The following is a 26415-nucleotide window of genomic DNA, read 5'->3' as shown; positions in this document are numbered from 1 at the left end:
GTCAGCCGATCAGCACGGTGATCCCGGCCATCAGGCCGACCGCGCAGAACAGGATCGACAGGCCGGGCCAGGTGCGCTGCGGCCCGCGCATGGCGATCAGCGCATTGACCGCCAGCGAGGCCATGATGGCCGCGACCGGCTGCGACCAGTGGAACTTGTAGAAGCCGAACACGATCAGGCCGATCCACATCCAGAACGCGGCCTTGGCCAGTATGCCCCAGACCATGTCCGAGGCAGCCGAGGCCGGGCGCATCTCGGGCGCACCGGACTTGTCGCGGATGAACCGGCCGCCCGAGAGCAGCATCATGGCCATGAAATAGGACGACATCGCCGCAACACTTGCGTCGAGCCTTTCGCCGGCGCAAGAGCGCAAGGCCTGCAATCGGGCAGTCATTCGTTCGCGATGTGAGTCCTTGCCGACCGTCCAACCCCCCGCCGTGCTGCAGGTCCTGCCGGCCCTCGGGTCCGGCGGCGTGGAGCGCGGCACGCTCGAGATTGCGGATGCGCTCGTGCAGGCCGGGCTGCGCGCGGTTGTGGCCTCGGCCGGCGGGCCGCTCGTGCCGCGGCTCGAGGCGCTGGGCGCGCGGCATGTGATCTTGCCGCTCGCGACCAAGTCCCCGGCCGGGATCTGGCGCAATGCCGGCGCGCTGGCCGCGCTGGTGCGCGAGGAGGGCATCGGCATCCTGCATGCCCGCTCCCGCGCGCCGGCCTGGTCGGCCTGGCTGGCGGCACGGCGGACGGGCGCGCATTTCGTGACCACCTATCACGGTACGTACAACGAGGGATTGCCGGGCAAGCGGCTGTACAACTCCGTCATGGCGCGGGGCGAACGGGTCATCGCGATCAGCCATTTCATCGCTGACCACCTGCGGGCGCGCCATGGCACCGACCCCGCGCGCATCCGTATCATTCCGCGCGGCGTGGAGGAGGCGGCCTTCGACCCGGCGCGCGTGGACCCGGGCCGCGTCGCCGCGCTGCGCGGCGCCTGGACGGTGCCGGAGGCACGCCCGGTGGTCATGCTGCCCGGCCGCGTCACGCGCTGGAAAGGGCAGGGCGTGCTGCTCGAGGCGATGGCCCGCCTGCCGGGTGATGCGCTGGCGCTGCTGGTGGGTGATGCGCAGGGCCGCGCCGGCTTTGTCGATGAATTGCGTGCGCGAATCGCGGCACTCGGCCTGCAGGATCGCGTCCGCCTGGTCGGCCATGCCGACGACATGCCCGCGGCCCTGCTGCTGGCCGATGTGGTGGTGCATGCCTCGACCGATGCCGAGGCCTTCGGCCGCACCGTGATCGAGGCGCAGGCGATGCGCCGCTGCGTGATTGCAAGCGACCTCGGCGCCCCGCGCGAGACGGTGGAGGAAGGCATCACCGGATGGCGCGTGCCACCTGGCGACGCCGCCGCACTGGCGGGCGCTATCGCGCGCGTGCTTGCCATGCCTGTGCAGGCCCGCGAGGCGATGGGCGACCGCGCCCGCGCCGCGGTGCTCGCCGGCTACACCACCGCGCGCATGCAGGCGGCCACGCTCACCGTCTATCGCGAGCTGTTGTGATGCGCGTGCTGGTCATCAAGCTGGCGGCGCTGGGGGATTTCGCGCAGGCCTTCGGCCCCTTCGCGGCGATCCGCGCGCATCATCCGGATGCGCACATCACCCTGCTGACGACGAAGCCCTATGCGCCGCTCGCGCGCCTGTCGCCCTGGTTCGACGAGGTGATGGAGGATGGCCGGCCGGACTGGACCGACGTCCCTTCCGTGCTGCGCCTGGCGCGGCGGCTGCACGCGGCGCGGTTCGACCGGGTGTATGACCTGCAGACCTCGTCGCGGTCATCGCGATACCGCTGGTTCGTGGGGCGGCGCGCGGAATGGTCCGGGATCGCGGCCGGCGCGTCGCACCCGCATGCCAACCCGGCGCGGGACGCGATGCACACGGTGGACCGCCAGCGCGAGCAATTGGAGATGGCCGGTATCCGAGACTTTCCCGCGCCCGAGCTCGGCTGGCTCGATGCCGATGTGGCGCACTTAGGGCTGCCGGAGCGGTTCTGCCTGCTGGTGCCCGGCGCCTCGCCAGGCCGTCCGGCCAAGCGCTGGCCGGCGGAACGCTTCGGGGCGCTCGCGGCCGGGCTCGACCTTCCGGCGGTGGTGCTGGGCGGGCCGGCGGAGGCTCCGCTGGCCGCCAGCATCCGCGCCGCGGCGCCGACGGCGATCGACCTGACCGGCCGCACGTCCTTTGCCGAGATCGGCGCGCTGGCGCGGCGCGCGGACTTCGCGGTGGGCAACGATACCGGGCCCACGCACCTGCTGGCCGCCTGCGGCTGCCCGACCCTGGCGCTGTTCGGGGACGACAGCGACCCGGCGCTGTGTGCCCCGCGCGGGCCGCGGGCGGCATGGCTGCGGCACCTGCCCCTGGCGGGGCTGGAGCCCACGGCCGTGCGCGTCGAAGTCGCCCGCCTGACTTGACCCGGCGCGGCGCCGTCCCCATGGTCCGCGGCCCATTTCCGACCCTGGAGACGCCTGTCCGATGCCCGCGATCACCCTGCCCGATGGTTCCGTCCGGTCCTTCGATGGGCCGGTGACGGGCACCGCCATCGCGCAAGCGATCGGGCCGGGCCTGGCGAAGGCGGCGCTGGCCATGCAGGTGGATGGCGCGCTGATGGATTTGTCGCGCCCGATCGAAGCCGATGCCTCCGTGCGCTTCATCACGCGCCGCGACCCCGAAGCACTGGACCTGATCCGTCACGACACGGCGCATGTGCTCGCCGAGGCGGTCCAGGCGCTGTATCCCGGCACGCAGGTGACGATCGGCCCGTCGATCGAGAACGGCTTCTACTACGACTTCGCCCGCAACGAGCCCTTCACGCCGGAGGACTTCGGCGCGATCGAGGCGAAGATGCGCGAGATCATCCAGCGCAACGCATCGTTCGAACGCATCGTGACGTCGCGTCACGAAGCCATCGCGCTGTTCGCCGAGAAGGGCGAGAAATACAAGGTCGAGCTGATCCAGGACCTCCCGCAGGGCGAGACCATCACCCTCTACAAGCAGGGCGACTGGGTGGACCTGTGCCGCGGCCCGCATATGCGCGGCACGGGCGATGTCGGCACCGCGTTCAAGCTGATGAAGGTGGCCGGTGCCTATTGGCGTGGCGACCACCGCAACGCGATGCTCAGCCGCATCTACGGCACGGCCTGGCGCGACCAGAAGGAACTCGACGCGTATCTGCTCCAGATTGAGGAAGCGGAGAAGCGCGACCACCGCAAGATCGGCAAGGAGATGGGGCTGTTCCATCTCGAGGAAGCTGCGGTCGGTTCGGTCTTCTGGCACCCCAAAGGCTGGAAGCTGTACCGCACGGTCGAGGACTACATGCGCCGCCGCCTGGATGAAGGCGCGTACCAGGAGGTGAAGACGCCCCAGGTGCTGGACCGCCGCCTGTGGGAGGCGTCCGGTCACTGGGAGAACTACCGCAAGAACATGTTCATGGCGACGGTGGAGGACCAGGACGAGGCGCATCGCGCCCTCGCGCTGAAGCCGATGAACTGCCCTTGCCATGTGCTGATCTTCAACCAGGGCCTCCGCTCGTACCGCGAATTGCCGCTGCGGATGGCGGAGTTCGGCGCCTGTCATCGCTACGAACCCTCGGGCGCGCTGCACGGCATCATGCGCGTGCGCGCCTTCACGCAGGACGACGCGCATATCTTCTGCGAGGAGCACCAGATCGCCGCCGAGGCGGTGCGCTTCACGGAACTTCTTTCGTCCGTCTATCGCGACCTGGGCTTCGAGAGCTTCCGCGTGAAGTTCTCCGACCGCCCGGAACAGCGCGCAGGCGATGACGGCATCTGGGACCGCGCCGAGGGCGCGCTGCACGAGGCCTGCAAGATCGCCGGCGTGGAATACGAGATGAACCCGGGTGAGGGCGCCTTCTACGGCCCGAAGCTGGAATTCGTGCTGCGGGATGCGATCGGCCGCGATTGGCAATGCGGCACCTTCCAGGTGGATTTCGTGCTGCCGGAACGGCTCGACGCGCAATACGTGGCCGAGGATGGCGGGCGGAAGCGACCGGTCATGCTGCACCGCGCGATACTGGGGTCGTTCGAGCGCTTCCTCGGCATCCTGATCGAGCAGTACGCCGGGCGATTCCCGTTGTGGCTGGCGCCGGTGCAGGTGGTGGTCGCGACCATCGTCGACGAGGCTGCGCCCTTTGCCGAGGAAGCCGCCGCCGCCCTGCGCGCCGCCGGGCTGCGGGTCGAGACCGACCTGCGTAATGAGAAGATCAACCGCAAGGTGGTCGACCACATCGAGCAGCGCGTGCCGGTCCTGGTCGTGATCGGCCGGCGGGAGGCGGAGGAACGGTCGTTGGTGCTGCGCCGCCTGCCCGGGCGCGAACAGGTCACGCTGCCGCTGGCCGAGGCGGCGGCGAGCCTGGCGGCCGAGGCCACCCCGCCCGACCTGGCGCGCTGAGCCTGCTTGTAATCAAGGCACGCGGGCAACAAATGCGGCATGGCGATGGCAATGCCGGTTGCGGCGCCGTGATCGCCGTTCCATAAAGCCCGCTTCTACCGGTTCAACGACGACAGGAGACGACCATAGCTCGTGGCCCAATGCCCGCGACGCCGCCTTCCAAGGACGGCCCGCGCATCAACGACGACATCCGCGTGCCGCAGGTGCGCCTGATCGACCAGGACGGCGAGATGCAGGGCGTGATGACCGCCCGCGAGGCGCTGATCCGCGCCTACGACGTCGGCCTCGACCTGGTCGAGATCTCGCCCAACGCCGTGCCGCCTGTCTGCAAGATCCTCGACTATGGCAAGTACAAGTACGAGCAGCAGAAGAAGGCCAACGAGGCGCGCAAGAAGCAGAAGGTCGTCGAGATCAAGGAAATCAAGGTCCGTCCGAATATCGACGACCACGACTACGACGTGAAGATGCGCCAGATGAAGGGCTTCATCTCGGAAGGCGACAAGGTGAAGGTGACGCTGCGGTTCCGCGGGCGCGAGATGGCGCACCAGGACCTGGGCGTGAAGGTGCTGGACCGGATCCGGGGGGAACTGGCGGAGACCACGAAGGTCGAGCAGTTTCCGCGGTTGGAGAACCGGCAGATGATCATGGTGTTGGCGCCGAAGTAGCGATCTTGCGGCCGGCCCGGTGCATGCGCCGGCGGCTACGCAGGGGCCGGCGTGTCAATCGGCCCATTCCGCATCCGCCGTGAAGACGATGGTCAGCCAACGGTTGGGGCTCTCATCCCCGATCGCCTCGCCGATTTCGTCGCGCAAGGAATCCCAGTCCTCGATTGACCTGGGAGGCGCACCGGGCGGGACGATGAAATAGATCTCGATCTGGGTCGATCGTCCCACCTTGGCGACATAAGCCCGGTAGGACAGGAACCCCTGTCGGGCCACAACGCCAGCCGCGACGGCGTCGACATGCGCCTTTAGCGTCTCGGGTGTCATCAGCAGGATATCGGACAGGGCGCGCCTCACGGTCGGAATCGGCATGGGGATCAGCACCAGACAGACCACCGCCAGAACCGCCGGGTCTATGTAGGGCGTCAGCCAATCCAGCCGCGTTCCCTCGATCATCTGGCCGGCGACGAAGGCGACCAACAATGCGGCCGTAATCCCGGCGGACATGAGCCACGCGGTGACATCGAGGGCGATGAACTCCGAGCGTATCGTCCGGTTCGCCCAGCGCCCCATGCTGGCCATTGCAAGGCACGCCAGCAGCGTCACGACCGCGTAGATGATCGCGTAGTCGAAGACCAGCGTATTCCCTCCGGCAAGGACCTTGCCGATCGCGGTGATCAAGGCATAGGCCGACACACCCATCAGCAGCACGCCGTTCGTACCCAGAACGATTGGCTCGAGATGCCAGAAGCCGACCGAAAAGCGGTCGCGCAGCCGGCTCGGCCGGATGGTATCCGTCGCGTATCCGGTGATGAGTCTGGCAACCACGAGGGCCAGGACGCTCATGCCGGCATCCATCAGCGAATAGGCGCCGTCGAAGGCGATCGCCGACGACCCCGAGACGATACCGAACGTGATGCCGAAGGCGGCGACGCAGATGGTGACGCTGATCGACGCCTTGAGGATGGTCTGCTCATTGCGCATGGGGCGATGCTTCACCAGGAATGGGAATGGGGAAGGCGATACACCACCGTGCCGTCTCGGGCGACGAAACACGCATTGCGCGGGAGGGCGGCCCCGAGACAGGACCGGTCCGACGCGGGCTTTTCTTGACCCGGCGGGGCGGCGGCGCTAGGAGCCTCGCGTCGAGGTTCATCCCGAACCACCGGCCCGCCCTATCACGGGGTGGGCTCCGCCGCTCCGCGAAGACTCGCGCAGCGGCGCAAATGCGTTTGGGGTGGGCCATAGCGCGCGATGAAGGACTGAACGGACCGCCCGATGTTCGAGGCACTCTCTGGCAAGCTGAACGGGGTCTTCGACCGGTTGCGCCGCCGCGGCGCGCTGTCGGAAGCCGACGTGACGGAAGCGCTGCGCGAAGTCCGCGTCGCGCTGCTGGAGGCCGACGTCGCGCTCCCAGTCGTGCGCGACCTAGTCAACAAGGTTCGCGAGCGCGCCGTGGGGCAGGAGGTCATCCGCTCCGTCTCCCCCGCCCAGCAGGTCATCAAGATCGTCAACGACGCGCTGGTCGAAGCGCTCGGCGGTGGCGAGGGCGATGACGGCAAGCGCGGCATCGACCTGAACGCTGCCGCGCCGGTGCCGATCCTGATGGTCGGCCTGCAGGGCTCGGGCAAGACCACGACGTCGGGCAAGATCGCGCTGCGCCTGCGCACGAAGGACCGCAAGAAGGTCCTGCTCGCCTCGCTCGACGTGCACCGCCCGGCGGCGCAGCTGCAGCTGGCCACGCTGGCCACGCAGGCCGAGGTTACGTCGCTTCCCATCATCGCTGGCCAGTCGCCCATGCAGATCGCGATGCGCGCGATGGATGTGGCGCGGCGCGAACTTTACGACGTGGTGGTGCTCGACACCGCCGGCCGCCTCGCGATCGACGAGGCGCTGATGGAGGAGGTGGCGCAGGTCAAGCTCGCCACCAACCCGCACGAGACGCTGCTGGTGGTCGATGCCATGACCGGCCAGGACGCGGTCAATACCGCCAAGGCGTTCCAGGACAAGGTGGGCGTGACCGGCATCGTCATGACGCGCATCGACGGCGATGCGCGCGGCGGTGCGGCCTTGTCCATGCGCGCGGTCACCGGCGCGCCGATCAAGCTGCTCGGCGCGGGCGAGAAGCTCGATGCGCTGGAAGACTTCCACCCGGATCGCATCGCCTCGCGCATCCTCGGCATGGGCGACATCGTCTCGCTCGTCGAGAAGGCCGCGGCGAACATCGACCAGGCGGAGGCCGAGAAGCTCGCGGCCCGTATGCAGAAGGGCCAGTTCACGCTGGAGGACTACGCGAACCAGCTGAAGCAGATCGGCAAGATGGGCAGCCTGCAGGGTATCCTCGGGATGCTGCCGGGCGTGGGCAAGATCAAGCAGCAGCTCAACGACGCGAACCTGGACACGAGCATCCTGGGGCGCCAGGCCGCGATCATCAGCTCCATGACGCCCCGCGAACGGCGCACGCCCGAAATCCTGAAGGCGTCCCGCAAGAAGCGCATCGCCGCGGGCTCGGGCACCTCCGTTCAGGAGGTGAACAAGCTGCTCAAGCAGTTCGACGACATGTCCGCGATGATGAAGCGGATGAACAAGATCGGCCAGAAGGGGCTGATGCGTGGCGGGCTTGCCGCGCTTCTCCCGGGTGCCGGAAACAAACGACCCTTCTAGAGATAGACGACGAAAGGAAGCCTCATGGGCCTCAAGATCCGCCTTGCCCGCGCCGGTGCGAAGAAGCGCCCCTACTACCACATCGTGGTGGCCGACAGCCGTTCGCCGCGCGATGGCCGCTTCATCGAGGCCGTGGGCTCCTACAACCCCATGCTGCCGGCCGAGCACGCCGAGCGCATCCGCCTCAAGGACGAACGCATCACGCATTGGCTGAGCCAGGGCGCGGTCGCTACCGATCGCGTGGCGAAGTTCCTCGGCAAGGCCGGCCTGGCGCCGATGCCGGTGTTCCGCGAGCAGCCGAAGCAGTCCGCGCCGAAGAAGAAGGCGCAGGAACGCGCCGCGGCCGCCGCGGCGGGCTGATTCTTCCGTGGCGGGCAGGCGCGTGATGGTGGGCGAGATCGGCAGGCCGCATGGCGTGCGCGGCCTCGTGCGCCTGCGCGCCTTCACCGAGGACCCTGCCGCCATCGCCGCCTATTCGCCGCTGACCGATGCGGACGGCGCGAAGCGCTACGCCATCACGCTGAAGGGCGGCGACATCGCCGCGGTGGACGGCGTGACGGACCGTGACGCCGCGCAGCGCCTGACCGGCACGAAGCTGTATGTAGATCGCGACCGCCTGCCGCCGCCGGAAGACGACGAGTTCTACCTGGTGGACCTGATCGGCCTGTCGGCCGTGACGCAGGACGGCGAGGCCCTGGGCCGCATCCGTGCGGTCGAGGACCACGGCGCCGGCGCGTTTCTCATCATCGAGGGTGCGTCGCGCGAGCACCTGCTGCCCTTCACCCGCGCGGTAGTGCCGGTGGTGGATATCGCCGCCGGCCGCGTCACGGTGGTGCCGCCCGAGGAGATACTCGTTCGGCCGGGCCAGGAGGACGCGGCATGATCCCGTCGGATCGCAACTGGGCGCCGGCGCCGAGCACCGAAGGCGACACTCTGCCGGGCAACCGTTGGCACGCCTCGGTCCTCACGCTCTACCCGGACATGTTTCCCGGACCGCTGGGCCTGTCCCTCGCGGGCCGCGCGCTGCACGACGGGCGCTGGTCGCTGGAAGCGACCGATATCCGCGCCTTCGCAACCGACCGCCATCGCAGCGTGGACGACACGCCCGCCGGCGGTGGCGCCGGGATGGTGCTGCGTCCGGATGTCCTGGATGCGGCCATCGGGGGCGTCATGGGACCTGGCGATGCGCGTCCGCTGATCTGCCTGACACCGAGGGGCCGCCTGCTCGACCAGGCCAAGGTGCGGGCGCTGTCGGCGGGCCCCGGCTGCGTGCTGCTGTGTGGCCGGTTCGAGGGCATCGACCAGCGCGTGATCGAGGCGCGCGGCATGGTCGAGCTGTCGATCGGCGACTACGTGCTCAGCGGGGGCGAGACGGCGGCGCTGGTGTTGCTCGATGCCTGCGTGCGGCTGCTGCCTGGCGTGATGGGCGCGGCCGACAGCGCGGCCGAGGAAAGCCACGGCGCCGACGGCCTGCTGGAATACCCGCACTATACGCGCCCGGCCGACTGGCAGGGCCGCGCCATTCCGCCGGTGCTGCTCTCGGGCCACCACGCCGAGATCGCGCGCTGGCGCCGCGCCGAGAGCGAACGGATCACCCAGGAACGCCGGCCCGACCTCTGGGCCCGGCATGAAGCGAAACAGCGCGGCGCGGGGGGCATGGACGGCCACCCCGCCGCCGCCTAAACGAAGCCCACGAAAGGATACCGTCATGAACCTGCTGCAGCAGTTCGAGGCCGAGCAGCTCTCCCGCCTCACCGCCGCCCGCGCGACGCCCGACTTCGCGCCCGGCGACACCGTCCGCGTCATGGTGCGCGTGCAGGAAGGCGAGCGCATCCGCACCCAGGCCTATGAGGGCGTGGTGATCGCGCGCTCCAACAAGGGCCTGCAGAGCAACTTCACGGTCCGCAAGCTGTCCTATGGCGAGGGCGTGGAGCGCGTGTTCCCGCTGCACTCCCCGAACGTGGCGGAGATCGTGGTGGTCCGCCGCGGCAAGGTGCGTCGCGCGAAGCTCTATTACCTGCGTGGCCGCACCGGCAAGTCGGCGCGCATCGCCGAGAAGCTTGGCATGAAGCCGACCGCCGCGACCGCCGCCGCCGCACCGGCTGCCGCGACCGAAGCCTGACGCCACTGCCGGGGTGCTGCCGCGCGCAGCACCCCATGATCGAATACCGGGGGAAACCGATGTCGGCGCAGAAGCCACGCACGCTGTTCGACAAGATCTGGGACGCGCATGTCGTCGAGACGCTGCCCGACGGCACGGCGCTGCTCTACATCGACCTTCACCTGACGCATGAGGTCACCACGCCGCAGGCCTTCGACGGGCTGCGCGCGGCCGGGCGCGGTATCCGCCGCCCGGAAGCGACGCTGGGCGTCATCGACCACAACATCGCGACCGACAGCTCCCGCTACACCGGCATCGTCGATCCCGAGAGCGCGCTGCAGGTCGCGACGCTTGAGAAGAATGCCGCCGAATTCGGCATGCCGCTGATCCCGCTACTCGATGAACGCCAGGGCATCGTGCACGTGATCGGGCCGGAGCTTGGCCGTTCGCTGCCGGGCATGACCATCGTGTGTGGCGACAGCCACACCAGCACGCATGGCGCGATGGGCGCGCTGGCCTTCGGCATCGGCACCAGCGAGGTCGAGCACGTGCTCGCGACGCAAACGCTGCTGCAGAAGCCGGCCAAGAACATGCGCATCAGCGTCGATGGCAACCTGGCCTTCGGGTGTTCGGGCAAGGACATCGTGCTGGCCATCATCGGGCGCATCGGCACGGCGGGTGGTACCGGGCATGTCATCGAATATGCCGGCGATGCAATCCGCGCGCTGGACATGGCCGGGCGCATGACCGTGTGCAACATGACCATCGAGGGCGGTGCCCGCGCCGGCATGGTGGCCCCCGACCAGACGACCTACGACTACATCGCGCGCACACCGAACGGGCCGAAGGGTGCGGCGCTGGCGCGCGCCATGGAATGGTGGAAGACGCTGCCGACCGACGCCGGCGCGCATTTCGACACCGAGATCCGCCTGGATGCGCATGAGATCGCGCCGCAGGTCACCTGGGGCACGAACCCCGAAGCGGTGCTGCCCATCACCGGCGTCGTGCCGAACCCCGCCGACACGGCGGATGAAGCGAAGCGCGCGCAGATGGAACGCATGGTCCAGTACATGGGCCTGACACCCGGCCAGAAGCTGACCGACCTAAAGGTCGATGTCGTCTTCATCGGCTCCTGCACCAACAGCCGCATCGAGGACATCCGCGCCGCCGCCGCCATCGCCAAGGGCCGCCGCGTGGCCGACGGCGTGCGCGCCATGGTCGTGCCGGGCTCGGGCCTGGTGAAGAAGGCCGCGGAGGCTGAGGGCCTCGACCGGATCCTCAAGGAAGCCGGCTTCGAATGGCGCGAGGCGGGGTGTTCCATGTGCCTCGGCATGAATCCGGACAAGCTCACGCCCGGCCAGCGTTCGGCCAGCACGTCGAACCGCAACTTCGAAGGCCGCCAGGGCCCCGGCGGGCGCACGCACCTGCTGAGCCCCGCCATGGCCGCGGCCGCAGCGGTCGCCGGCCACCTGGCCGATGTGCGCGACTACCAGCCGAAGGAAGCGCTGTGATGCGGGCTTTCACCACCCTGACCGGCGTGGCGGCGCCGCTGCCCAAGGCGAATGTCGACACCGACCAGATCATCCCGGCGCGCTTTCTGAAGTCGATCAGCCGCTCGGGCTTCGGGAAGAACCTGTTCGCCAACTTCCGCTACAAGGAAGACGGCAGCGAAAACCCCGACTTCGTGCTCAACCAGGAGCCCTACCGCAAGGCCGAGGTCCTGATCGCCTTCGAGAATTTCGGCTGTGGATCCTCGCGCGAACACGCGCCCTGGGCGCTGCTCGATTTTGGCATTCGCTGCGTCATCGCGCCCGACTTCGCCGACATCTTCCACAACAACTGCTTCAAGAACGGCGTCCTGCCGGTGCGGCTTCCGAAGGAAGTCTGCGCGCAGCTTATGGAGGACGCGAAGCTGGGTGCGAATGCCCGCATCACCGTCGACCTGGAACGCGAAGTGGTGGTGCGCCCGAACGGCGAGGAAATCCCGTTCAAGATCGACCCGCTGCGCCGCCACCTGATGCTCAATGGCCTGGACGATATCGGCCAGACCATGCAGCACGCGCCCGCCATCGACAGCTTCGAGGCACGGCAGAAGGCCGCGCAACCCTGGCTCTACGCCTGACCTGAATCCCCCGGGAGGCAGGCCCGCCCGGGGCGTCTCCCGACACTGCAGGAGACGTCCCCGACCATGCCGTCGAACAAGAAGCTTCTCATTCTGCCCGGTGACGGGATCGGTCCCGAGGTGATGCGCGAAGTCCGCCGCGTCATCGACTGGATGGATCGCCGCCGCGCCGTCTCCTTCGAGATCGAGGAACGCCTGGTCGGTGGCTCGGCGATCGACGCCGAGGGCATGCCCTGCTCGGACGAGACGGTGGCCAGTGCAAAGGCTGCCGACGCCGTGCTGTTCGGTTCTGTCGGCGGCCCCAAGTGGGACGGCCTGCCCTTCGAAAAGCGCCCCGAACTCGGCGTGCTGCGCCTGCGCAAGGATCTCGGCCTGTTCGCCAACCTGCGTCCGGCGGTGGTGCTTGATCCGCTGGTGGAAGCCTCCTCGCTCAAGCCCGACATCGTGCGCGGCGTCGACATCATGGTGGTACGCGAATCGACCGGCGGCGTCTATTTCGGTGAGCCCCGCGGAATCGAGATCCTGCCCGACGGCAAGCGCCGTGGCTTCGACACCGACGTGTACCACGAGGACGAAATCGCCCGCGTCGCGCGCGTCGCCTTCGACTTGGCGCGTGGCCGCCGCAAGAAGGTGACCAGCGTCGAGAAGGCCAACGTCATGCAGTCCGGCCGCCTGTGGCGCGCCGTGGTGGGCGAGATCCACAAGGCCGAATACGCCGACATCGAGCTCGAGAACATGTACGCCGACAACTGCGCCATGCAGCTGTGCGCGCGCCCCAAGCAGTTCGACGTGATCCTCGGCAGCAACCTGTTCGGCGACGTGCTGTCGGACCTGGCGGCGGCGCTGACCGGCTCGCTCGGCATGCTGCCTTCGGCCACGCTCGGCGCCGTCGACCCGGTCACCGGCAAGCGCCACGCGCTGTACGAACCGATCCATGGCTCCGCGCCCGACATCGCGGGCAAGGGCATCGCCAATCCGCTCGCGCAGATCCTGTCCTTCGCGATGCTGCTGCGATGGTCCTTCGGCATGGAGGACGACGCGGTGCTGGTTGAGAACGCGGTGGGCAAGGTGCTCGCCGGTGGCCTTCGTACGGCCGACATCATGCAGCCGGGCATGGCGCGCGTGGGCACGTCGGTGATGGGCGAAGCGGTGGTGCGCGAGCTCGACAAGCTCGCCGCCTGACAAGCCCTGCGCGCATCGCGCAGCTGCATGGCGATACGGGGGTTGCGCGCCTGCGCGGCCTCCGCTATCTCCCCGGCCTCGCCACCGAGGTGGCAGGGCGCCCGTAGCTCAGCTGGATAGAGCACCAGACTACGAATCTGGGGGTCAGAGGTTCGAATCCTTTCGGGCGCGCCAACTTTCCCTTCGCCGCGCCTCGCGCCGCGCCCGTAGCTCAACTGGACAGAGCATCAGACTTCGGATCTGAGGGTTGGGAGTTCAAATCTTCCCGGGCGCGCCAGCGCGCTGCGCCAGTCTGACGGGAATTACAAGCCTGTAATTAACCGCGGGTCGCCCCAGATCCGGAGGCATGACCTGGATGGCCATCCCCGCAATCGAGGACCATTGGGCGGTCTTCCTCGATCTCGACGGCACGCTGCTCGACCTGGCACCCAGGCCCGATGCGGTCGTCGTTCCCACCGGCCTGATCGCGACGCTTGAAGGCCTGGTCCAGCGCCTGGGCGGCGCGGTCGCCATCGTCACCGGCCGCGCGCGTGACGTCGCCGATACGCTGCTCGCGCCATTGATGCTGCCGGGCGGCTTCGGCCATGGCGCGGAACTGCGCGACGGCGCGGGGCGCATCCGCACGATCGACACCATCCCCGCCATGCCCGCGGACTGGGCGCCGCGCTTGGCCGCGGAGATCGCCACCTGGCCCGGCGTAATCCTCGAGACGAAGCCGCATGGGCTGGTCCTGCATCATCGCGCTGCGCCGCAATGGAAGGACGCAACCCGCGACGTGCTGCTCGCGTTGCTGCGAGGTCATGACGACGACTTCACATTGATGCCTGCCCACATGGCCTTCGAGATCCGCCCGCGCGTGGCGACCAAGGGGCGCGCCGTGCGTGCGCTGATGCAGGCCGCGCCGTTCCATGCGCGCCGCCCGGTCTTCGTGGGCGACGACGTGACGGATGAGGACGGGATGGAGGCCGCGCGCGCGCTGGGCGGCCTCGGCCTGCATGTCGGGCGCGACTTCCACGGCGGTCCGGCGCAGGTGCGCGCCTGGCTGGCGCAGCCGGAGGCCCGCCATGCAGCCCCTTGATCTCGCCGTCATCGGCAACTGCGCGGTCGCCGCACTCATCACGCCGAATGCGCGCCACGAATGGTTCTGCTTCCCGCGCCTGGACGCTGAACCGGTGTTCAACGCGCTGCTGGGCGGCAAGGACCCTGCGCGCGGCTTCATGGACATCGTGCTGCGCGACCAAGTGGATGCGCGGCAGCGCTACCTGCGCAACACCGCGGTGGTCGAGACCCTGCTGACCGACGCCGCCGGCGGCGTGGTGCGCGTGATCGACCTGGCACCGCGCTTCCGCCGATTCGGGCGCATGTACCGACCGCCCATGCTGGTCCGGCGCATCGAACCGGTGGCCGGGCGGCCGCGTATCGCCATCCGTGTCCGCCCATCCTTCGACCACGGTGCCGACCCCGGCCGGCACAGCATCGGCAGCAACCACATCCGCTATTTCAGCGCGGACACCGTGCTGCGCCTGACCACCGATGCGCCGTTGACCTACGTCGCGCAGGAAGCGGAATTCGCACTCGACCGCCCGGTCTCCCTCGTGCTGGGCGCCGATGAAAGCCTGCCCGAGAGCCCCGACACCGTCGCCCGCAACACCATCGCCGAGACCGAGTCTTATTGGCTCGAATGGGTGCGCGGGCTGAACCTGCCCTTCGACTGGCAGGACGCGGTGATCCGCGCCGCCATCACGCTGAAGCTGTGTTCCTTCGAAGATACCGGCGGCATCGTCGCGGCACTGACCACGTCGATCCCCGAGGCACCCGGCAGCGGGCGCACCTGGGACTACCGGTTCTGCTGGCTGCGCGATGCCTTCTTCACCGTGGGCGCGCTGAACCGGCTGAACGCGACGCGGACCATGGAAGGCTTCCTCCGCTTCATCATGGATTCCGTGCCTGACGGTTCGAACGGCCCGATCCCGCCGTTGTTCCCGATCGCGCCCGGCACCGAGGTGGCAGAGCGCATCGCCACCGCGCTGCCTGGCTTCCGCGGGGACGGCCCGGTGCGCATCGGCAATGCCGCGGTGACGCAGGTGCAGAACGACAGCTACGGCGCGATCGTCATGACCGCGACGCAGATGTTCTGGGACCAGCGCCTGTCGCGCCCGGGCGACCTCGCGCTGTATCGGCAACTCGCGGATATCGGCCGGCACGCCGAACGCGCGGCCTTCGAGCCCGATGCCGGGCTCTGGGAGTATCGCGGGCGCGCCGCGGCCCATACCCATTCGGCGGCGATGTGCTGGGCGGCGCTCGATCGGCTCGGCGCCATCGCCGCGCGCCTCGGGCTCGGGGCCGAAGCGCAGGAATGGGAACATCGCGCGGACGGCCTGCGCCAGCGCATCCTGGTGGCCGCGACGGATCATGGCGGCGGCTGGATCTCCGGTGTTCTCAGCGGCGACCCTGTCGCCGATGCCTCGACCTTCCTGCTGCCTGAAGTCGGCCTGATCCGCGCGACCGATCCGATGTTCCTGCGCACGGTCGAGGTGCTGGAACAACGCCTGGTGCGCGACGGCATCGTGCTGCGCTACGACCACGCGGATGACTTCGGCACGCCCGAAGTGGGCTTCCTGGTCTGCACCTTCTGGTACATCGACACGTTGGCGCGCATCGGCCGGCGCGACGAAGCCCGCGCGCTGTTCGAACGCGCGCTGGCCTGGCGCAACCATGTCGGGCTGCTGGCCGAGGACGTCCACCCCGCGACCGGCGCATTGTGGGGCAACTTCCCGCAGACCTATTCGCAGGTCGGGCTGATCCTGTCGGCCATGCGCCTGTCGCGATCGTGGGAGGAGGGGCTGTGGCGCGCCTCGTAATCGTCTCCAACCGCGTCCCTGATCCGCGTGCCAAGGGAGCCGCGAGCGCAGGCGGGCTGGCAGTCGCGCTGCAATCCTTCCTCGCCCCGGGCACCCTGTGGTTCGGTTGGTCCGGCAAGGTCAGCCCCGAGACTTCGACCAACCCGGAGATCGTCGAGGGCGACGGCGTCACCTATGCGACGATCGACCTCGGCGCTGAGGATTACGACCGCTTCTATGTCGGCTTCGCCAATTCGTCCCTGTGGCCGTTGCTGCATTTCCGCCTTGGGCTGATGCGCTACACGCGCGAGGATTTCGCCGGGTACCGCGCGGTGAACGATGCCTTCGCCGCCGCGCTGCTGCCGCTGCTGAAGCCCGATGACACGGTCTGGGTGCATGACTACCACCTGATCCCGCTCGGCGCCGCGCTGCGCGCCGCGGGGTTCAAGGGACGCATCGGCTTCTTCCTGCACATCCCCTTCGTGCCGCCCTCGGTGCTCGAGGCGCTGCCGCCAGCGCGGGACCTGCTGCACGCCATGTGCGCCTATGACGTGGTCGGCTTCCAGACGCGTACGCACCTGGCAGACTTCCTGGACTGCGCGCGCCGCTTCAGTGGCTTCGCGGTGGAGGAGGAGGAAGTCGTCACCGAGGACGGCCGCCGCGTGCGCGCCATCGCCGACCCGATCGGCATCGACGCCTCGGGCTTCGCGCGCGTCGCGACCCGCGCCGCCGGCACCGTGTACATCCAGCGCGTGCGCGACAGCCTGGTCGGCCGCGCACTCGCCATCAGCGCCGAGCGGCTCGATTATTCCAAGGGCCTGCCCAATCGCTTCGAAGGCTTCGCCCGGCTGCTGGCGCGCTACCCGCAGCACCAGCGGCGCGTCTCGATGCTGCAGATCGCCGCCCGATCGCGCGAGGATGTGGCGGAATACCAGGCGCTGCGGCGCGAACTGGATCGCCTCGCCGGCGACATCAATGGGCGGTTCTCCGGCTTCGACTGGGTGCCGCTGCGCTACATGACGCAGACGGTTCCGCGCACGAAGCTGGCGGGGCTGTTCCGCATCGCGCGGATCGGCCTCGTCACGCCGCTGCGCGACGGGATGAACCTGGTCGCGAAGGAATTCATCGCCGCCCAGGACCCCGCCGATCCGGGCGTGCTGATCCTGTCGCGCTTCGCCGGCGCGGCGGAGGAACTCTCGGATGCGATCCTGGTGAACCCCTACGACCCGGACGACATCGCGGACGCCATGAACGCCGCGCTGGACATGCCGCTGGAGGAACGCCAGGAACGCCACGCGGCGCTGCGCCGCGCGGTGTTCGAGGTGACCTCGGCGCGCTACTGCGACGTCTTCACCCAGGCCTTGGCGGCCTGAACCGTCACCCTGCGCGCAGCGTCTGCGGGCTGACCTTCCCCAGTTCCGTCAGCAGCAGCGGCCAGGACCGCAGGCCTTCCTCCAGCGAGGCCAGCCGGAAGAACTCGTTGGGCGCATGCACGTCCTCGTCCGGCATCGCGAAGCCGAAGGTGATGGTGTCGAGCGCCAGGCGTTCCTTGAAAATGGCCGTGATCGGGATGGTGCCGCCGGCGCGCGCGCGCACCGGGGCGCGGTTGCGGGTGCGGCGGATCACCGTCTCGGCCGCTTCCAGCAACGGATGGCCCTCGCGCAGCGTGAAGGCGGGCGTGCCGGCGCCGGCATCCTCGAAGGTCAGCGTCGTGCCCGGCGCGGCGGTGGCCAGAAGGTGGTCGCGCACCACCGCCTGCGCCCGCAGCGGGTCGATGCCCGGGCCCAGCCGGATGGTCAGCTTGGCATGTGCCTCGCAGGGCAGCACGGTCTTGGACCCGGCGCCGATATAGCCACCCCACATGCCGTTCACCTCGATGGTGGGCAGCAGCGTGATGCGCTCGCGGACGGAAAAGCCCGCATCGCCATAGGGTGCGGCGCCGATCTCGCCATAGAAGGCGGCCTCGTCCACCGGCAGCGCCGCCGCGTCCGCGGCATCGCGCGCGCTGACCGGGGGCATCAATTCCATGAAGCCGGGAACCGCGATGCGTCCGTCCGCATCGTGCAGCGAGGCCACCAGCCGCGCGAGTTCATGGTTCGCATTGCGCACCGCGCCGCCATAGCGCCCCGAATGCATGTCCTTCGCGGCGGTGCGCAGCGTGAAGCGCAGCGCCGTGAGCCCGCGCGACCCCACGCTGATGGTGGGCAGCGTCGTGCTGGCCCGGCCGCCATCGGCCGAGATCATCGCATCGCCCACCAGCGCATCGGGGAAGCGGTCGATGATGGCGCCCAGCGACGGGCTGCCGATCTCCTCCTCGCCCTCCAGGAAGAAACGGATGTTCACCGGGCAGCCGCCGGCCTTGATGAATTCGATAACGGTCTCGATGGCGATCAGCGTGGATCCCTTCACGTCCGAGGCCCCGCGCGCATAGATCCGCCCGTCGCGGATGGTCGGTTCGAAGGGCGGGCTGTGCCACAGGTCGAGCGGGTCGGGCGGCTGCACGTCGTAATGGCCGTAGATCAGCAGGGTCGGCTTGCCCGGCGCGCCGTTCCAAACGCCGGTGATGGCCGGGTGGCCGCCGCCATCCAGCAGGCGGACATCCTGCACACCGCCCTCGGTCAGCCGCGCCATCAGGAAGTCCCGCGTCGCCTTCATCCCGGCCGCATAGGCCGGATCGGTGCTGACGCTGGGCAGGCGCAGCAGCGCCATCAGCCGCTCCAGGATCTCGTCCTTGCGCGCCACCAGGCGCTCGGCCACCACGTCGCTCATCCGTGCATCCCTCGCATGTCCGGGGCCAGCCTAGACCGTTGTCGCGCCCGGTTGCAGACTGCGCGCCACAAGACCGAGGAACCCCGGGATGGATCGTCCAGCCAGCACGGCAGCCCGCCGCGCGTCCTTTCGCGCCATCCTGTCAGGCACGGCCTGCATCCATCCCGCTTCGGTCCATGACCCGATCGCCGGGCGCATCGCCGCCGACCTCGGCTTCGAGGCGGCGATGTTTGCCGGGTCCGTCGCCTCGCTGACGGTGCTGGGCGCACCCGACATCATCGTGCTGACGCTCAGCGAATTCGCCGACCAGGCGCGGCGCATCTGCCGCGGCGGCGCACCGCCGCTGCTGGTCGATGCCGACCATGGCTACGGCAATGCGCTGAACGTGATGCGCACCGTGCAGGAACTCGAGACCGCCGGCATCGCTGCGCTGACCATCGAGGACACCGACCTGCCACGCGGCCACGGCACCGGCGAACCGGGGCTGCTCAGCCTCGAAGCCGGGCTGGGCAAGGTGCGCGCGGCGGTGGCGGCGCGCGAGGATGCGGGGCTGACGGTCATCGCCCGCACCAGCGCGCTGAACCTGGTCAACCTGGACGAGGCCGTGCGCCGCTGCCGCGCCTATGCCACCTGCGGCACCGACGCGCTGTTCTTCACCGGCGTGAATGATTGGGACCAACTGGCCGCGCTGCAGGCCGCGGCGCAGGGCATGCCGATCATCCTGGGCGGCACGCCCCCCGCGATGTCCGACCGCGGCCGCCTCGCCGCCCATGGCGTGCGCGTGGCCCTGCAGGGCCACCAGCCCTTCGCCGCCGCAGTCGCCGCCATCCACGCCACGCTGGCCGCGCTGCGCGAGGGAACCCCGCCCGCCGAGCTCAAGAACATCGCCCCGCCCGCCCTGATGAAGCAGGTCACGCGCGAGGCCGACTACGCCGCCTGGACCCGCGACTTCCTCTGACGAACGAGACCCGCCATGCCCGTGAATCCCGACCACCTCGCCCAGCTCCAGGAGAAGTACCTGGCGCTGCATGAATTCGTGAAGGCGGCGAAGAACCGGCTCGACGCGAACATCTGGGACTACCTGGTCGGCGCCACCGAGACCGAGGCCACCATGCGCCGCAACCGCATGGGGATCGATGCGCTGGCGCTGCGCCCGCGCGTGCTGCGCGACGTCTCCAGCATCGACACCTCCTCCACCCTGTTCGGCAAGAAGGTGCGCTTGCCGGTGCTGCTCGCCCCGGTCGGCGGGCTGGAATACATGGCGGTCGGTGCCAATGGCGCGGTCACGGCGGGCGAAGGTGCGACCGGCTTCGGCGTGCCCATCATGCTGTCCTCCGTCTCGAAGCCAGGGCTGGAGGAGGTCGCGGCCGCGGCCACGGGCATGAAGATCTACCAGCTCTATGTCCGCGGTGACGCGGCGTCGGTCGAGGACAGCATCCAGCGCGCCATCGGCAGCGGCTACGACGCCTTCTGCCTGACCGTGGACACCGCGATCTATTCGCGGCGCGAACGCGACATCGTGCGCCGCTTCGCCAAGCCCTGGCGCGCGAGTGCCACCGGCGACGCGCAGCGCTACCAGGCGATGCTCAACTGGGACGACGTGAAGCGCATCAAGGACAAGCACCCCACGCTGCCGCTGATCCTGAAGGGCATCGGCACCGGCGAAGACGCGCTGATCGCCTGCCAGCACGGGGTCGAGGTGGTGTACGTCTCGAACCATGGCGGCCGCCAGCTCGATGCCGGGCGCGGGTCGATCGAGGTGCTGCCCGAAGTCGTGCAGGCCGTGGGCGGCCGGGCCAAGGTCTGGGTCGATGGCGGCTTCTCGCGCGGGACCGACATCGTGAAGGCGCTGTGCCTCGGCGCCGAATGCGTCGGCCTCGGGCGGCTGTACTGCTATGCGCTGGCAGCCGATGGCGCGGCCGGCGTGGTGCGCCTGCTGGAAATCCTGGAGAACGAGTTCCGCTCGGCACTCGGCCTGCTCGGCGTGACGTCCGTGGCGGAACTCGGCCCGGGCTTCGTGGCGCCGTCCATGCCCACCAACATGCCGCATGTCCACAGCGCCTTCCCGCTGCTGCGGCTCGACGACTCAGGGTATTGAGCGCGCCGGCTCACGACCGCAGCCCGATCCGCGACCTGCTCGCGGACGGGGCATTCCTCCGGCTGTGGTCCGCCGGTGGGCTGACCAATTCCATGCGCTGGGTCGAGATGCTGGTGAGCGGGCTGTTCGCCTACCAGCTCACGCAATCGGCCTTCGCCGTCTCGCTCGTGCTGATGTCGCGCGCGCTGCCCATGCTGACCGCCGGTGCGCTGGCCGGCGCGGTGGCCGAAAGCCTGAACCGCAAGACGCTGCTCATGGCCGGCCAGGCGGCGACCGCGGCGGGCGCCATCGTCATCGCGCTGCTGGCCGCGACCGGGCATCTCGCGCTGTGGCACCTGTTCCTCAACGGGCTGCTGGGTGGCCTCGCCTGGACCAACGAACTTGCCACGCGCCGGCGCATGGTCGCCGAGACCGCGGGGCCCGCGCGCATCGTACAGGCTGTCGCACTCGACACCGTCACCAACAGCACCACGCGTATGGTCGGGCCGCTTGCCGGCGGCTTCTTCTTCCAGACGGTGGGTGTGACCGCCGCCTATGTCATCGCAGCCACGCTCTACCTGGTGGCGTTGTTCCTGGTCTCGGGCGTGCAGCACGTGCAGGAACGCCGGCAGTTGCAGGCGCGGCATTTGGTGCGGGACGTCATCGCGGCGGCGCGCATCGCGCTCGCGCACCCGCTGTTGCGCCTGGTGCTGGGCGTGACCATCGCGATGAACGTCTTCGGCTTTTCCTACACCGCGATCCTGCCGGCCTTCGGTGCCATCGCCTTCAGCGCGACCCCGGTGCAGATCGGCCTTCTCGCGGCCGCCGAGCCCTTCGGCGCGCTGCTGGCCGGGCTCGGCCTGGCGTTCCGGCGCGGCGCGCCGCCGGGGCGGCTCACACTGCTGCTCGGATCGGCCGGCTTCCTCGTGGTGCTGACCTGCGCGGCCCTCGCGCCCAGCCTGCCGCTCGCGGTGGCGCTGCTCCTGCTCGGCGGCATGGGCACCGCCGCCTTCGCCAGCCTGCAGACCGGCCTGGTGATGATGCATGCGCCGATCGAGGCACGGTCGCGCATCCTGGGCCTCACCACCACCTGCATCGGCATGGGGCCAGCCGGTGTGCTGCTGGTGGGCGCGCTGGCGGATGGCTTCGGCCCGCGCATGGCGATCGCGCTGATGGCGATGGCTGGCCTGGCCGCGCTGGCCGCGGTCGCGGCGGCCACGAGAGCGTGATCGCCGAGGCGTAACGAAATACCGCTTTGTCTGCCATCGTGCCGCGCGCGTGCTAGAAGCGAAACGTGGCGCGCAGGCCGGGCGCGTCGCGACGGGGCGCGTCCGCGGCCCGACACCTGGCGCGACCCGAGGGAACCAGCACAGCATGAGCAGCCCCGCGACGGAACGCCGCATCCTCGTGGTGGAGGACGAAGCCCTGGTCGCCATGCTGGTCGAGGACGCCCTGATGGATGCCGGCTTCACCGTGGTCGGCCCGGCGCGCACCGTCTCGCAGGCGCTGGAACTGCTGAAGGCCGACCCGCCGGATGCGGCGGTGCTCGACCTCAACCTTGGCGGCGAGAATTCGCTGTCGGTCGCCGATGCGCTCTCGGCGCGCGGCATCCCGTTCCTGGTCGCGACCGGCTATGGCGCGGCGGGGCTGCCGGCGCATCTGCGGCACATCCCGGTGCTGCCCAAGCCCTATGATCCGGCCGACCTGACGGTTGCGATCGACCGGCTCTGCGCCGGCGCGCGATAGGCGCGGCTACACCGCCGCGCTGTGCCGCGCGGGCGAGGGCGCCAAGTAGGCATCAAAGCAGGCCGCCAGGTGGCGCAGGAAGGGCCGCCCGGCAGCGGTCATGGTGAGGCGCGCGCCGCGGCGATCCACCAGCCCGTCGGCCACCAGCGCATCGATGCGCGGCGCCGCCGCGGCCATCACGGCCGGCGGAACCGAGTCGACGCCCACGAACCCATCGCACATCACGCGTTCGATCAGCCCGGCGCGGATGCGGTCGTCGGCGCTCAGCGCGCGGCCGCGCGCGACGGGCAGCCGCCCGGCCTCGACCGCGGCAAGCCAGCGCTTTTCCTCCGCCTCGTTCTGCACGAAGCCGCCGGGGCTTGCACCGATCGCCGAGGCGCCGAAGCCCAGCAGGTAGGGCGCGGTGTCGGTGGTATAGCCCTGGAAGTTGCGTCGCAGCGTGCCGGCGGCGGCGGCCCGCGCCATCGCATCCCCGGGCCGCGCGAAGTGGTCGAGCCCGACCGCGACATAGCCGGCATCGGTCAGCACGCGCGCGGCGGCCTCCGCCTGGCGCATGCGCAGCGCCGCGCCGGGCAGGTCCGCGACCTTGATGCCCTTCTGGTGCGCCTTCATCCAGGGCACGTGCGCGTAGCCGAAGACCGCGACGCGGTCGGCGCCGCAATCCGCGGCGAATCGGGCCGAGGCCTCGATCTCGGCCACGCCCTGCGCCGGCAGGCCGTAGATCAGGTCCATGTTGATGCCCGCCACGCCCAGCGCGCGCAGCCCGCGCACCGCGGCCTCGACCTGCGCGGTCGGCTGGATTCGCCCGATCAGGGCCTGCACCGCCGGCGTGATGTCCTGCACGCCCAGGCTCGCGCGCGTCAGGCCGAGCTCCCCCAACGCATCAAGCAGATCGGCGCCCAGCGTGCGCGGGTCGAGTTCGGCCGCGACCTCGGCGCCCGGTTGGAAGGCGAACAGCCCGCGCAGCGTCGCGGCCAGTCGGAGCAGCCCCGCCGCGCCGAGCGCCGTGGGCGTGCCCCCGCCCAGGTGCAGCGCCGCCACGCCCGCATGGGCGGGTAGCAGCGCCGCGACCATCGCCGCCTCGCGCGCCAGCGCGTCTTTGTAGCGGGCGATGCGCGCAGCCGACCGCGTGACCGAGGTATGACAGCCGCAATACCAGCACAGCGCATGGCAGAACGGCACATGGGCATAGAGCGACAGCGCATCCCCGGACCCGGCCTGGCGCAGCCAGCCGGCGTAGGTTTCCGCCTCCAGCGGGCCGAAATGCGGCGCGGTCGGATAGCTGGTGTAGCGCGGCAGCGGCGTGGCGGCGTGGCGCAACAGGGTGTCGGCGGGCAGGTCGAGGGCATCGGTCATGCACCGATCGTGGCGGCCCGGGCAGGGCGCTGCCTTGCGATGGCGCAAGCCGGGACACCGCCGCGTGATCTGGCAGCATTGTGGAACCCTGCATGCTGTTCCAGGGTGGCACCGGACACGTCTATGCTGCCCCCGGGGCGGAGGAAGGGTTGGATGTCGGATGGCATCGGCCAGCGATGGCGGCAGGGGCGCGTGCATGCACGGCGCGGCGCGGCGCTTGGTCCCGCGCCGCGTGGCGCCATGCCTGTTCGCGCGCGGCCCGGCGCCGCCGCCGGTCACGACCCGCAACCGCCATCCCGCGAAGGGTCCGCAGCGGCTATGCTGCACCCGATGACCGCCCGCTTTGCCTGCCGTCGCCGCGCAACCCCCGCCCCCGGTGGGCGGCCCTCCTGCGCAGGAGCCTTCCGATGGAACTGACCCTGAGCGTCCTGCGCTGCCCCGACAGCGTGGTGCCCGAACAGCGCCGCGTGCCCGGCGGCGATTACATCATCGGCCGCGGCGCGGATGCCGGCTGGGTGCTGCCCGACCCGGACCGGCTGCTGTCCAAGCACCATTGCGTTCTGGAATTCCGCGGTGGCGGCTGGCAGGTGCGCGACCTGTCGACCAACGGCACCTTCGTGAACCACGCGGATACGCCGGTCGGGCGCGACCAGGTCAAGATGCTCGAGGACGGCGACCGGCTGCGCCTGGGCGCCTACGAGATCGAGATCCGTGTCGAACAGGCGTCGGCTCAGTCGGGCGCCTGGGGTGGTGGCTTGCCCGCCGCGGCGCCGCCGCCCGCGACCGGCGGCTGGGATGCGGCACCAGCACCCGGCGGCTGGGGCGCTGCGCCGGCCGCACCCGCCGGCAATGCCTGGGAGCCCGCGCGCAGCGCGCCGCCCGGCGGTGGCTGGGATGCCGCGCCGCCGGCCTCGGGCGGCTGGCCGGCGGCTGCGACGGACCAGCCCTGGGGCGCGCCGCCGCCGCGCGACGAACCGCTGCAGCCACGCGTCGCCGGCGACCCCTTCCTGGGCGCGCGCCCGCCGGCCGCGGGCATGCCGGGCCTGCCGAGCGCCAGCGGCATGCCCGCGGACTTCGACCCCTTCAACGAGGGGCCGGCCATGCCGGACCACCGGCCCTCGACCTCCGACGCCTTCCTGCCGCCCAAGCCGATGCAGCAGGTCTCGGCCATCCCGGACAGTTGGGACCTGAGCCCCACGCCGGCCGCGCCGATGGCGCCGCCGCCGCCCGCCGCACCCGCGGGCGGGCCGGGCAAGATCCCCGACGACTGGAACTTCGACCTCGGCGGCGGCGCGCCTGCCGCGCCGCCCACCCCGGCCGCGCCGCCGCCGCCGGCCTATGCCCCGCCTCCGGCCGCCTATGCGCCGGCACCGCAACCGGCGGCACCCCCGCCCGCCGCCTACGCGCCGCCGCCCGCTGGGCCGCGCCCGGCCGACCCTTTCGCGCCAGACCCTTTCGCCGCGCCACCTGCCGCCCCGCCGCCGGCGGGCTTCACCGCGCAGCCCGCGCCGGACCCCTTCGCGCCGGGCGGGCCCGACCCCTTCGCCATGCCGGCTGCCGCGCCGGTGCCATCGCCTGCGGCCTTCGCGGCCCCGCCGCCGCCACCGCCCATGGCCCCGCCGGCGGCGCCAGCCATGGCTCCGCCGGCGGCGCCGTTCGCGCCCCCGCCTGCGGCGCCCTTTGCCGCGCCACCCGCGGCACCCTTCGCGGCGCCGGATAGCGACCCCTTCGCCGAACCGCCGCCGCGCGCCGCAGCGCCCGCCGCGGCCGATCCCTTCGCCGAACCGCCGGCGCCGCCCCCGCCGCCGCCGCGCGCGGCACCCCCGCCCGCACCCGCATCGGCCGCCTACGCTGGCGGTGGCGGCAACGAGGCCGGGCTCGCCGCCTTTCTGGCCGGCGCCGGGCTGCCGGCCAACCTCGCCGCCAATGCCGACCCCGACGCGGCGCTGCGCGCCCTGGGCGCGGCCTTCCACGCGGCCATCTCCGGCCTGCGGCAGTTGCTGATCGCGCGCGCCGACGTGAAGCGCGAATTCCGCATCGAACAGACCATGCTGCGATCGGCCGGCAACAACCCGGTGAAGTTCGCCGCATCGGACGAACAGGCGCTGGCCTCGCTGCTCACCGCCGGGCCGCAGGTGGGCCCCCGCGCGGTGCGCGAGACGGTCGAGGACCTGACCGCCCACCAGGTCGCCACGCTGGCGGCGACCCAGGCCGCCGCACGCGCGCTGCTGGCGCGACTGGCGCCCGAGGGCCTCGAGACGCAGGAAGGCGGCGGCGGTGGCCTGTTCGCCAGCAAGGACAAGAAGCTGTGGGAGGCCTACAAGCGGCTCCACCAGCAGGTCACCGAACAATTCGACGACGATTTCGACAGCGCCTTCGGCAAGGAATTCGCGCGCGCCTATGAACAGGCGTCGCGCAAGGACCGCTAGGGCCGGGGCAGGGGAGCAC

General features: G+C 70.4%; 24 protein-coding genes and 2 tRNA genes. 22 read left to right on the top strand and 4 right to left on the bottom strand.

What is annotated here, in order from left to right:
• Position 1 precedes the first annotated feature (1 nt).
• Positions 2 to 394: a multidrug DMT transporter permease gene (locus MWM08_RS16835; RefSeq protein ID WP_244407662.1), complete on the bottom strand. Its 393-nt coding sequence runs from the start codon at positions 392 to 394 to the stop codon at positions 2 to 4.
• A 43-nt stretch (positions 395 to 437) separates the two neighbouring features.
• On the opposite strand from MWM08_RS16835, the gene MWM08_RS16830 reads away from it, so the two are divergent.
• The 4 genes from MWM08_RS16830 to infC all read left to right on the top strand — a co-directional run bounded on the left by MWM08_RS16830 (position 438) and on the right by infC (position 5113).
• A complete protein-coding gene (locus MWM08_RS16830) occupies positions 438 to 1547 on the top strand; it encodes a glycosyltransferase family 4 protein (RefSeq protein WP_244407661.1) in 1110 nt (369 codons plus the stop codon).
• Entirely contained in the window at positions 1547 to 2452 is a 906-nt protein-coding gene (locus tag MWM08_RS16825; protein ID WP_244407660.1) for a glycosyltransferase family 9 protein, read from the top strand. The genes MWM08_RS16830 and MWM08_RS16825 overlap by 1 nt, the downstream gene beginning before the upstream one ends.
• Before the next feature lie 61 nt (positions 2453 to 2513).
• Positions 2514 to 4448, top strand: a complete 1935-nt coding sequence (gene thrS / locus MWM08_RS16820) for a threonine--tRNA ligase (protein WP_244407659.1) — start codon at positions 2514 to 2516, stop codon at positions 4446 to 4448.
• Positions 4449 to 4588: 140 nt separating this feature from the next.
• Complete coding sequence (infC, locus tag MWM08_RS16815; protein ID WP_244407658.1) at positions 4589 to 5113, top strand: translation initiation factor IF-3; 525 nt, start codon at positions 4589 to 4591, stop codon at positions 5111 to 5113.
• Between the two features lie 54 nt (positions 5114 to 5167).
• Here infC and MWM08_RS16810 read toward each other — a convergent pair whose 3' ends face one another.
• The gene (locus MWM08_RS16810; protein ID WP_244407657.1) at positions 5168 to 6094 is read right to left on the bottom strand and encodes a cation diffusion facilitator family transporter; all 927 of its coding nucleotides are present in this window, start codon (positions 6092 to 6094) and stop codon (positions 5168 to 5170) included.
• 294 nt (positions 6095 to 6388) lie between these two features.
• Here MWM08_RS16810 and ffh point away from each other — a divergent pair, with 294 nt between their 5' ends.
• The 13 genes from ffh to MWM08_RS16745 all read left to right on the top strand — a co-directional run bounded on the left by ffh (position 6389) and on the right by MWM08_RS16745 (position 17392).
• Entirely contained in the window at positions 6389 to 7774 is a 1386-nt protein-coding gene (gene ffh, locus MWM08_RS16805) for a signal recognition particle protein (RefSeq protein WP_244407656.1), read from the top strand.
• 24 nt (positions 7775 to 7798) lie between these two features.
• A complete protein-coding gene (gene rpsP / locus MWM08_RS16800; RefSeq protein ID WP_230166649.1) occupies positions 7799 to 8134 on the top strand; it encodes a 30S ribosomal protein S16 in 336 nt (111 codons plus the stop codon).
• A gap of 25 nt (positions 8135 to 8159) precedes the next feature.
• Positions 8160 to 8657 (top strand): ribosome maturation factor RimM, encoded by a 498-nt coding sequence (gene rimM, locus MWM08_RS16795; RefSeq protein ID WP_423816051.1) that lies wholly within the window; start codon positions 8160 to 8162, stop codon positions 8655 to 8657.
• Positions 8654 to 9457, top strand: coding sequence for a tRNA (guanosine(37)-N1)-methyltransferase TrmD (gene trmD, locus MWM08_RS16790; protein ID WP_255751350.1), 804 nt, complete (start codon positions 8654 to 8656; stop codon positions 9455 to 9457). Before rimM ends, trmD begins: the two co-directional genes overlap by 4 nt.
• Positions 9458 to 9482: 25 nt before the next feature.
• On the top strand, positions 9483 to 9896 hold the full coding sequence (gene rplS / locus MWM08_RS16785) for a 50S ribosomal protein L19 (RefSeq protein WP_244407652.1): 414 nt from the start codon (positions 9483 to 9485) through the stop codon (positions 9894 to 9896).
• 59 nt (positions 9897 to 9955) lie between these two features.
• Positions 9956 to 11386, top strand: coding sequence for a 3-isopropylmalate dehydratase large subunit (gene leuC, locus MWM08_RS16780; protein ID WP_244407650.1), 1431 nt, complete (start codon positions 9956 to 9958; stop codon positions 11384 to 11386).
• Positions 11386 to 11997, top strand: coding sequence for a 3-isopropylmalate dehydratase small subunit (gene leuD / locus MWM08_RS16775; RefSeq protein WP_244407649.1), 612 nt, complete (start codon positions 11386 to 11388; stop codon positions 11995 to 11997). The genes leuC and leuD overlap by 1 nt, the downstream gene beginning before the upstream one ends.
• 66 nt (positions 11998 to 12063) lie before the next feature.
• The gene (gene leuB / locus MWM08_RS16770; protein ID WP_244407647.1) at positions 12064 to 13179 is read left to right on the top strand and encodes a 3-isopropylmalate dehydrogenase; all 1116 of its coding nucleotides are present in this window, start codon (positions 12064 to 12066) and stop codon (positions 13177 to 13179) included.
• 97 nt (positions 13180 to 13276) lie between these two features.
• Positions 13277 to 13353 (top strand) — tRNA-Arg (locus tag MWM08_RS16765).
• A gap of 26 nt (positions 13354 to 13379) precedes the next feature.
• Positions 13380 to 13456 (top strand) — tRNA-Arg (locus MWM08_RS16760).
• A gap of 78 nt (positions 13457 to 13534) precedes the next feature.
• On the top strand, positions 13535 to 14257 hold the full coding sequence (gene otsB, locus MWM08_RS16755; protein ID WP_244407646.1) for a trehalose-phosphatase: 723 nt from the start codon (positions 13535 to 13537) through the stop codon (positions 14255 to 14257).
• The gene (locus tag MWM08_RS16750; protein ID WP_244407645.1) at positions 14244 to 16040 is read left to right on the top strand and encodes a glycoside hydrolase family 15 protein; all 1797 of its coding nucleotides are present in this window, start codon (positions 14244 to 14246) and stop codon (positions 16038 to 16040) included. The genes otsB and MWM08_RS16750 overlap by 14 nt, the downstream gene beginning before the upstream one ends.
• The gene (locus MWM08_RS16745; protein ID WP_244407644.1) at positions 16025 to 17392 is read left to right on the top strand and encodes an alpha,alpha-trehalose-phosphate synthase (UDP-forming); all 1368 of its coding nucleotides are present in this window, start codon (positions 16025 to 16027) and stop codon (positions 17390 to 17392) included. The genes MWM08_RS16750 and MWM08_RS16745 overlap by 16 nt, the downstream gene beginning before the upstream one ends.
• 4 nt (positions 17393 to 17396) lie before the next feature.
• Here MWM08_RS16745 and MWM08_RS16740 read toward each other — a convergent pair whose 3' ends face one another.
• A complete protein-coding gene (locus MWM08_RS16740) occupies positions 17397 to 18788 on the bottom strand; it encodes a M20/M25/M40 family metallo-hydrolase (RefSeq protein ID WP_244407642.1) in 1392 nt (463 codons plus the stop codon).
• A gap of 88 nt (positions 18789 to 18876) precedes the next feature.
• On the opposite strand from MWM08_RS16740, the gene MWM08_RS16735 reads away from it, so the two are divergent.
• From MWM08_RS16735 to MWM08_RS16720, 4 genes are all read left to right on the top strand, one after another.
• Positions 18877 to 19746 carry an isocitrate lyase/PEP mutase family protein gene (locus MWM08_RS16735; RefSeq protein ID WP_244407640.1) on the top strand — a complete coding sequence of 290 codons (870 nt, stop codon included), beginning with the start codon at positions 18877 to 18879 and terminating at the stop codon, positions 19744 to 19746.
• 15 nt (positions 19747 to 19761) lie between these two features.
• Positions 19762 to 20886, top strand: a complete 1125-nt coding sequence (locus MWM08_RS16730; protein ID WP_244407639.1) for an alpha-hydroxy acid oxidase — start codon at positions 19762 to 19764, stop codon at positions 20884 to 20886.
• Entirely contained in the window at positions 20883 to 22094 is a 1212-nt protein-coding gene (locus MWM08_RS16725; RefSeq protein WP_244407638.1) for an MFS transporter, read from the top strand. Before MWM08_RS16730 ends, MWM08_RS16725 begins: the two co-directional genes overlap by 4 nt.
• Positions 22095 to 22239: 145 nt before the next feature.
• Positions 22240 to 22611: a response regulator gene (locus MWM08_RS16720; RefSeq protein ID WP_244407637.1), complete on the top strand. Its 372-nt coding sequence runs from the start codon at positions 22240 to 22242 to the stop codon at positions 22609 to 22611.
• A 6-nt stretch (positions 22612 to 22617) separates the two neighbouring features.
• On the opposite strand, the gene hemN is transcribed toward MWM08_RS16720, so the two are convergent.
• Positions 22618 to 23967 (bottom strand): oxygen-independent coproporphyrinogen III oxidase, encoded by a 1350-nt coding sequence (gene hemN, locus MWM08_RS16715; protein WP_244407636.1) that lies wholly within the window; start codon positions 23965 to 23967, stop codon positions 22618 to 22620.
• A gap of 407 nt (positions 23968 to 24374) precedes the next feature.
• Here hemN and tagH point away from each other — a divergent pair, with 407 nt between their 5' ends.
• Positions 24375 to 26396 carry a type VI secretion system-associated FHA domain protein TagH gene (tagH, locus tag MWM08_RS26440; protein WP_279323209.1) on the top strand — a complete coding sequence of 674 codons (2022 nt, stop codon included), beginning with the start codon at positions 24375 to 24377 and terminating at the stop codon, positions 26394 to 26396.
• The last annotated feature ends 19 nt before the right edge of the window (positions 26397 to 26415 follow it).

This window comes from Roseomonas fluvialis, from assembly GCF_022846615.1.
Lineage (GTDB): Bacteria > Pseudomonadota > Alphaproteobacteria > Acetobacterales > Acetobacteraceae > Neoroseomonas > Neoroseomonas fluvialis.
The sequence above is the reverse complement of the archived record's forward strand: the minus strand, read 5'-3'. Positions and strand labels throughout refer to the sequence as shown.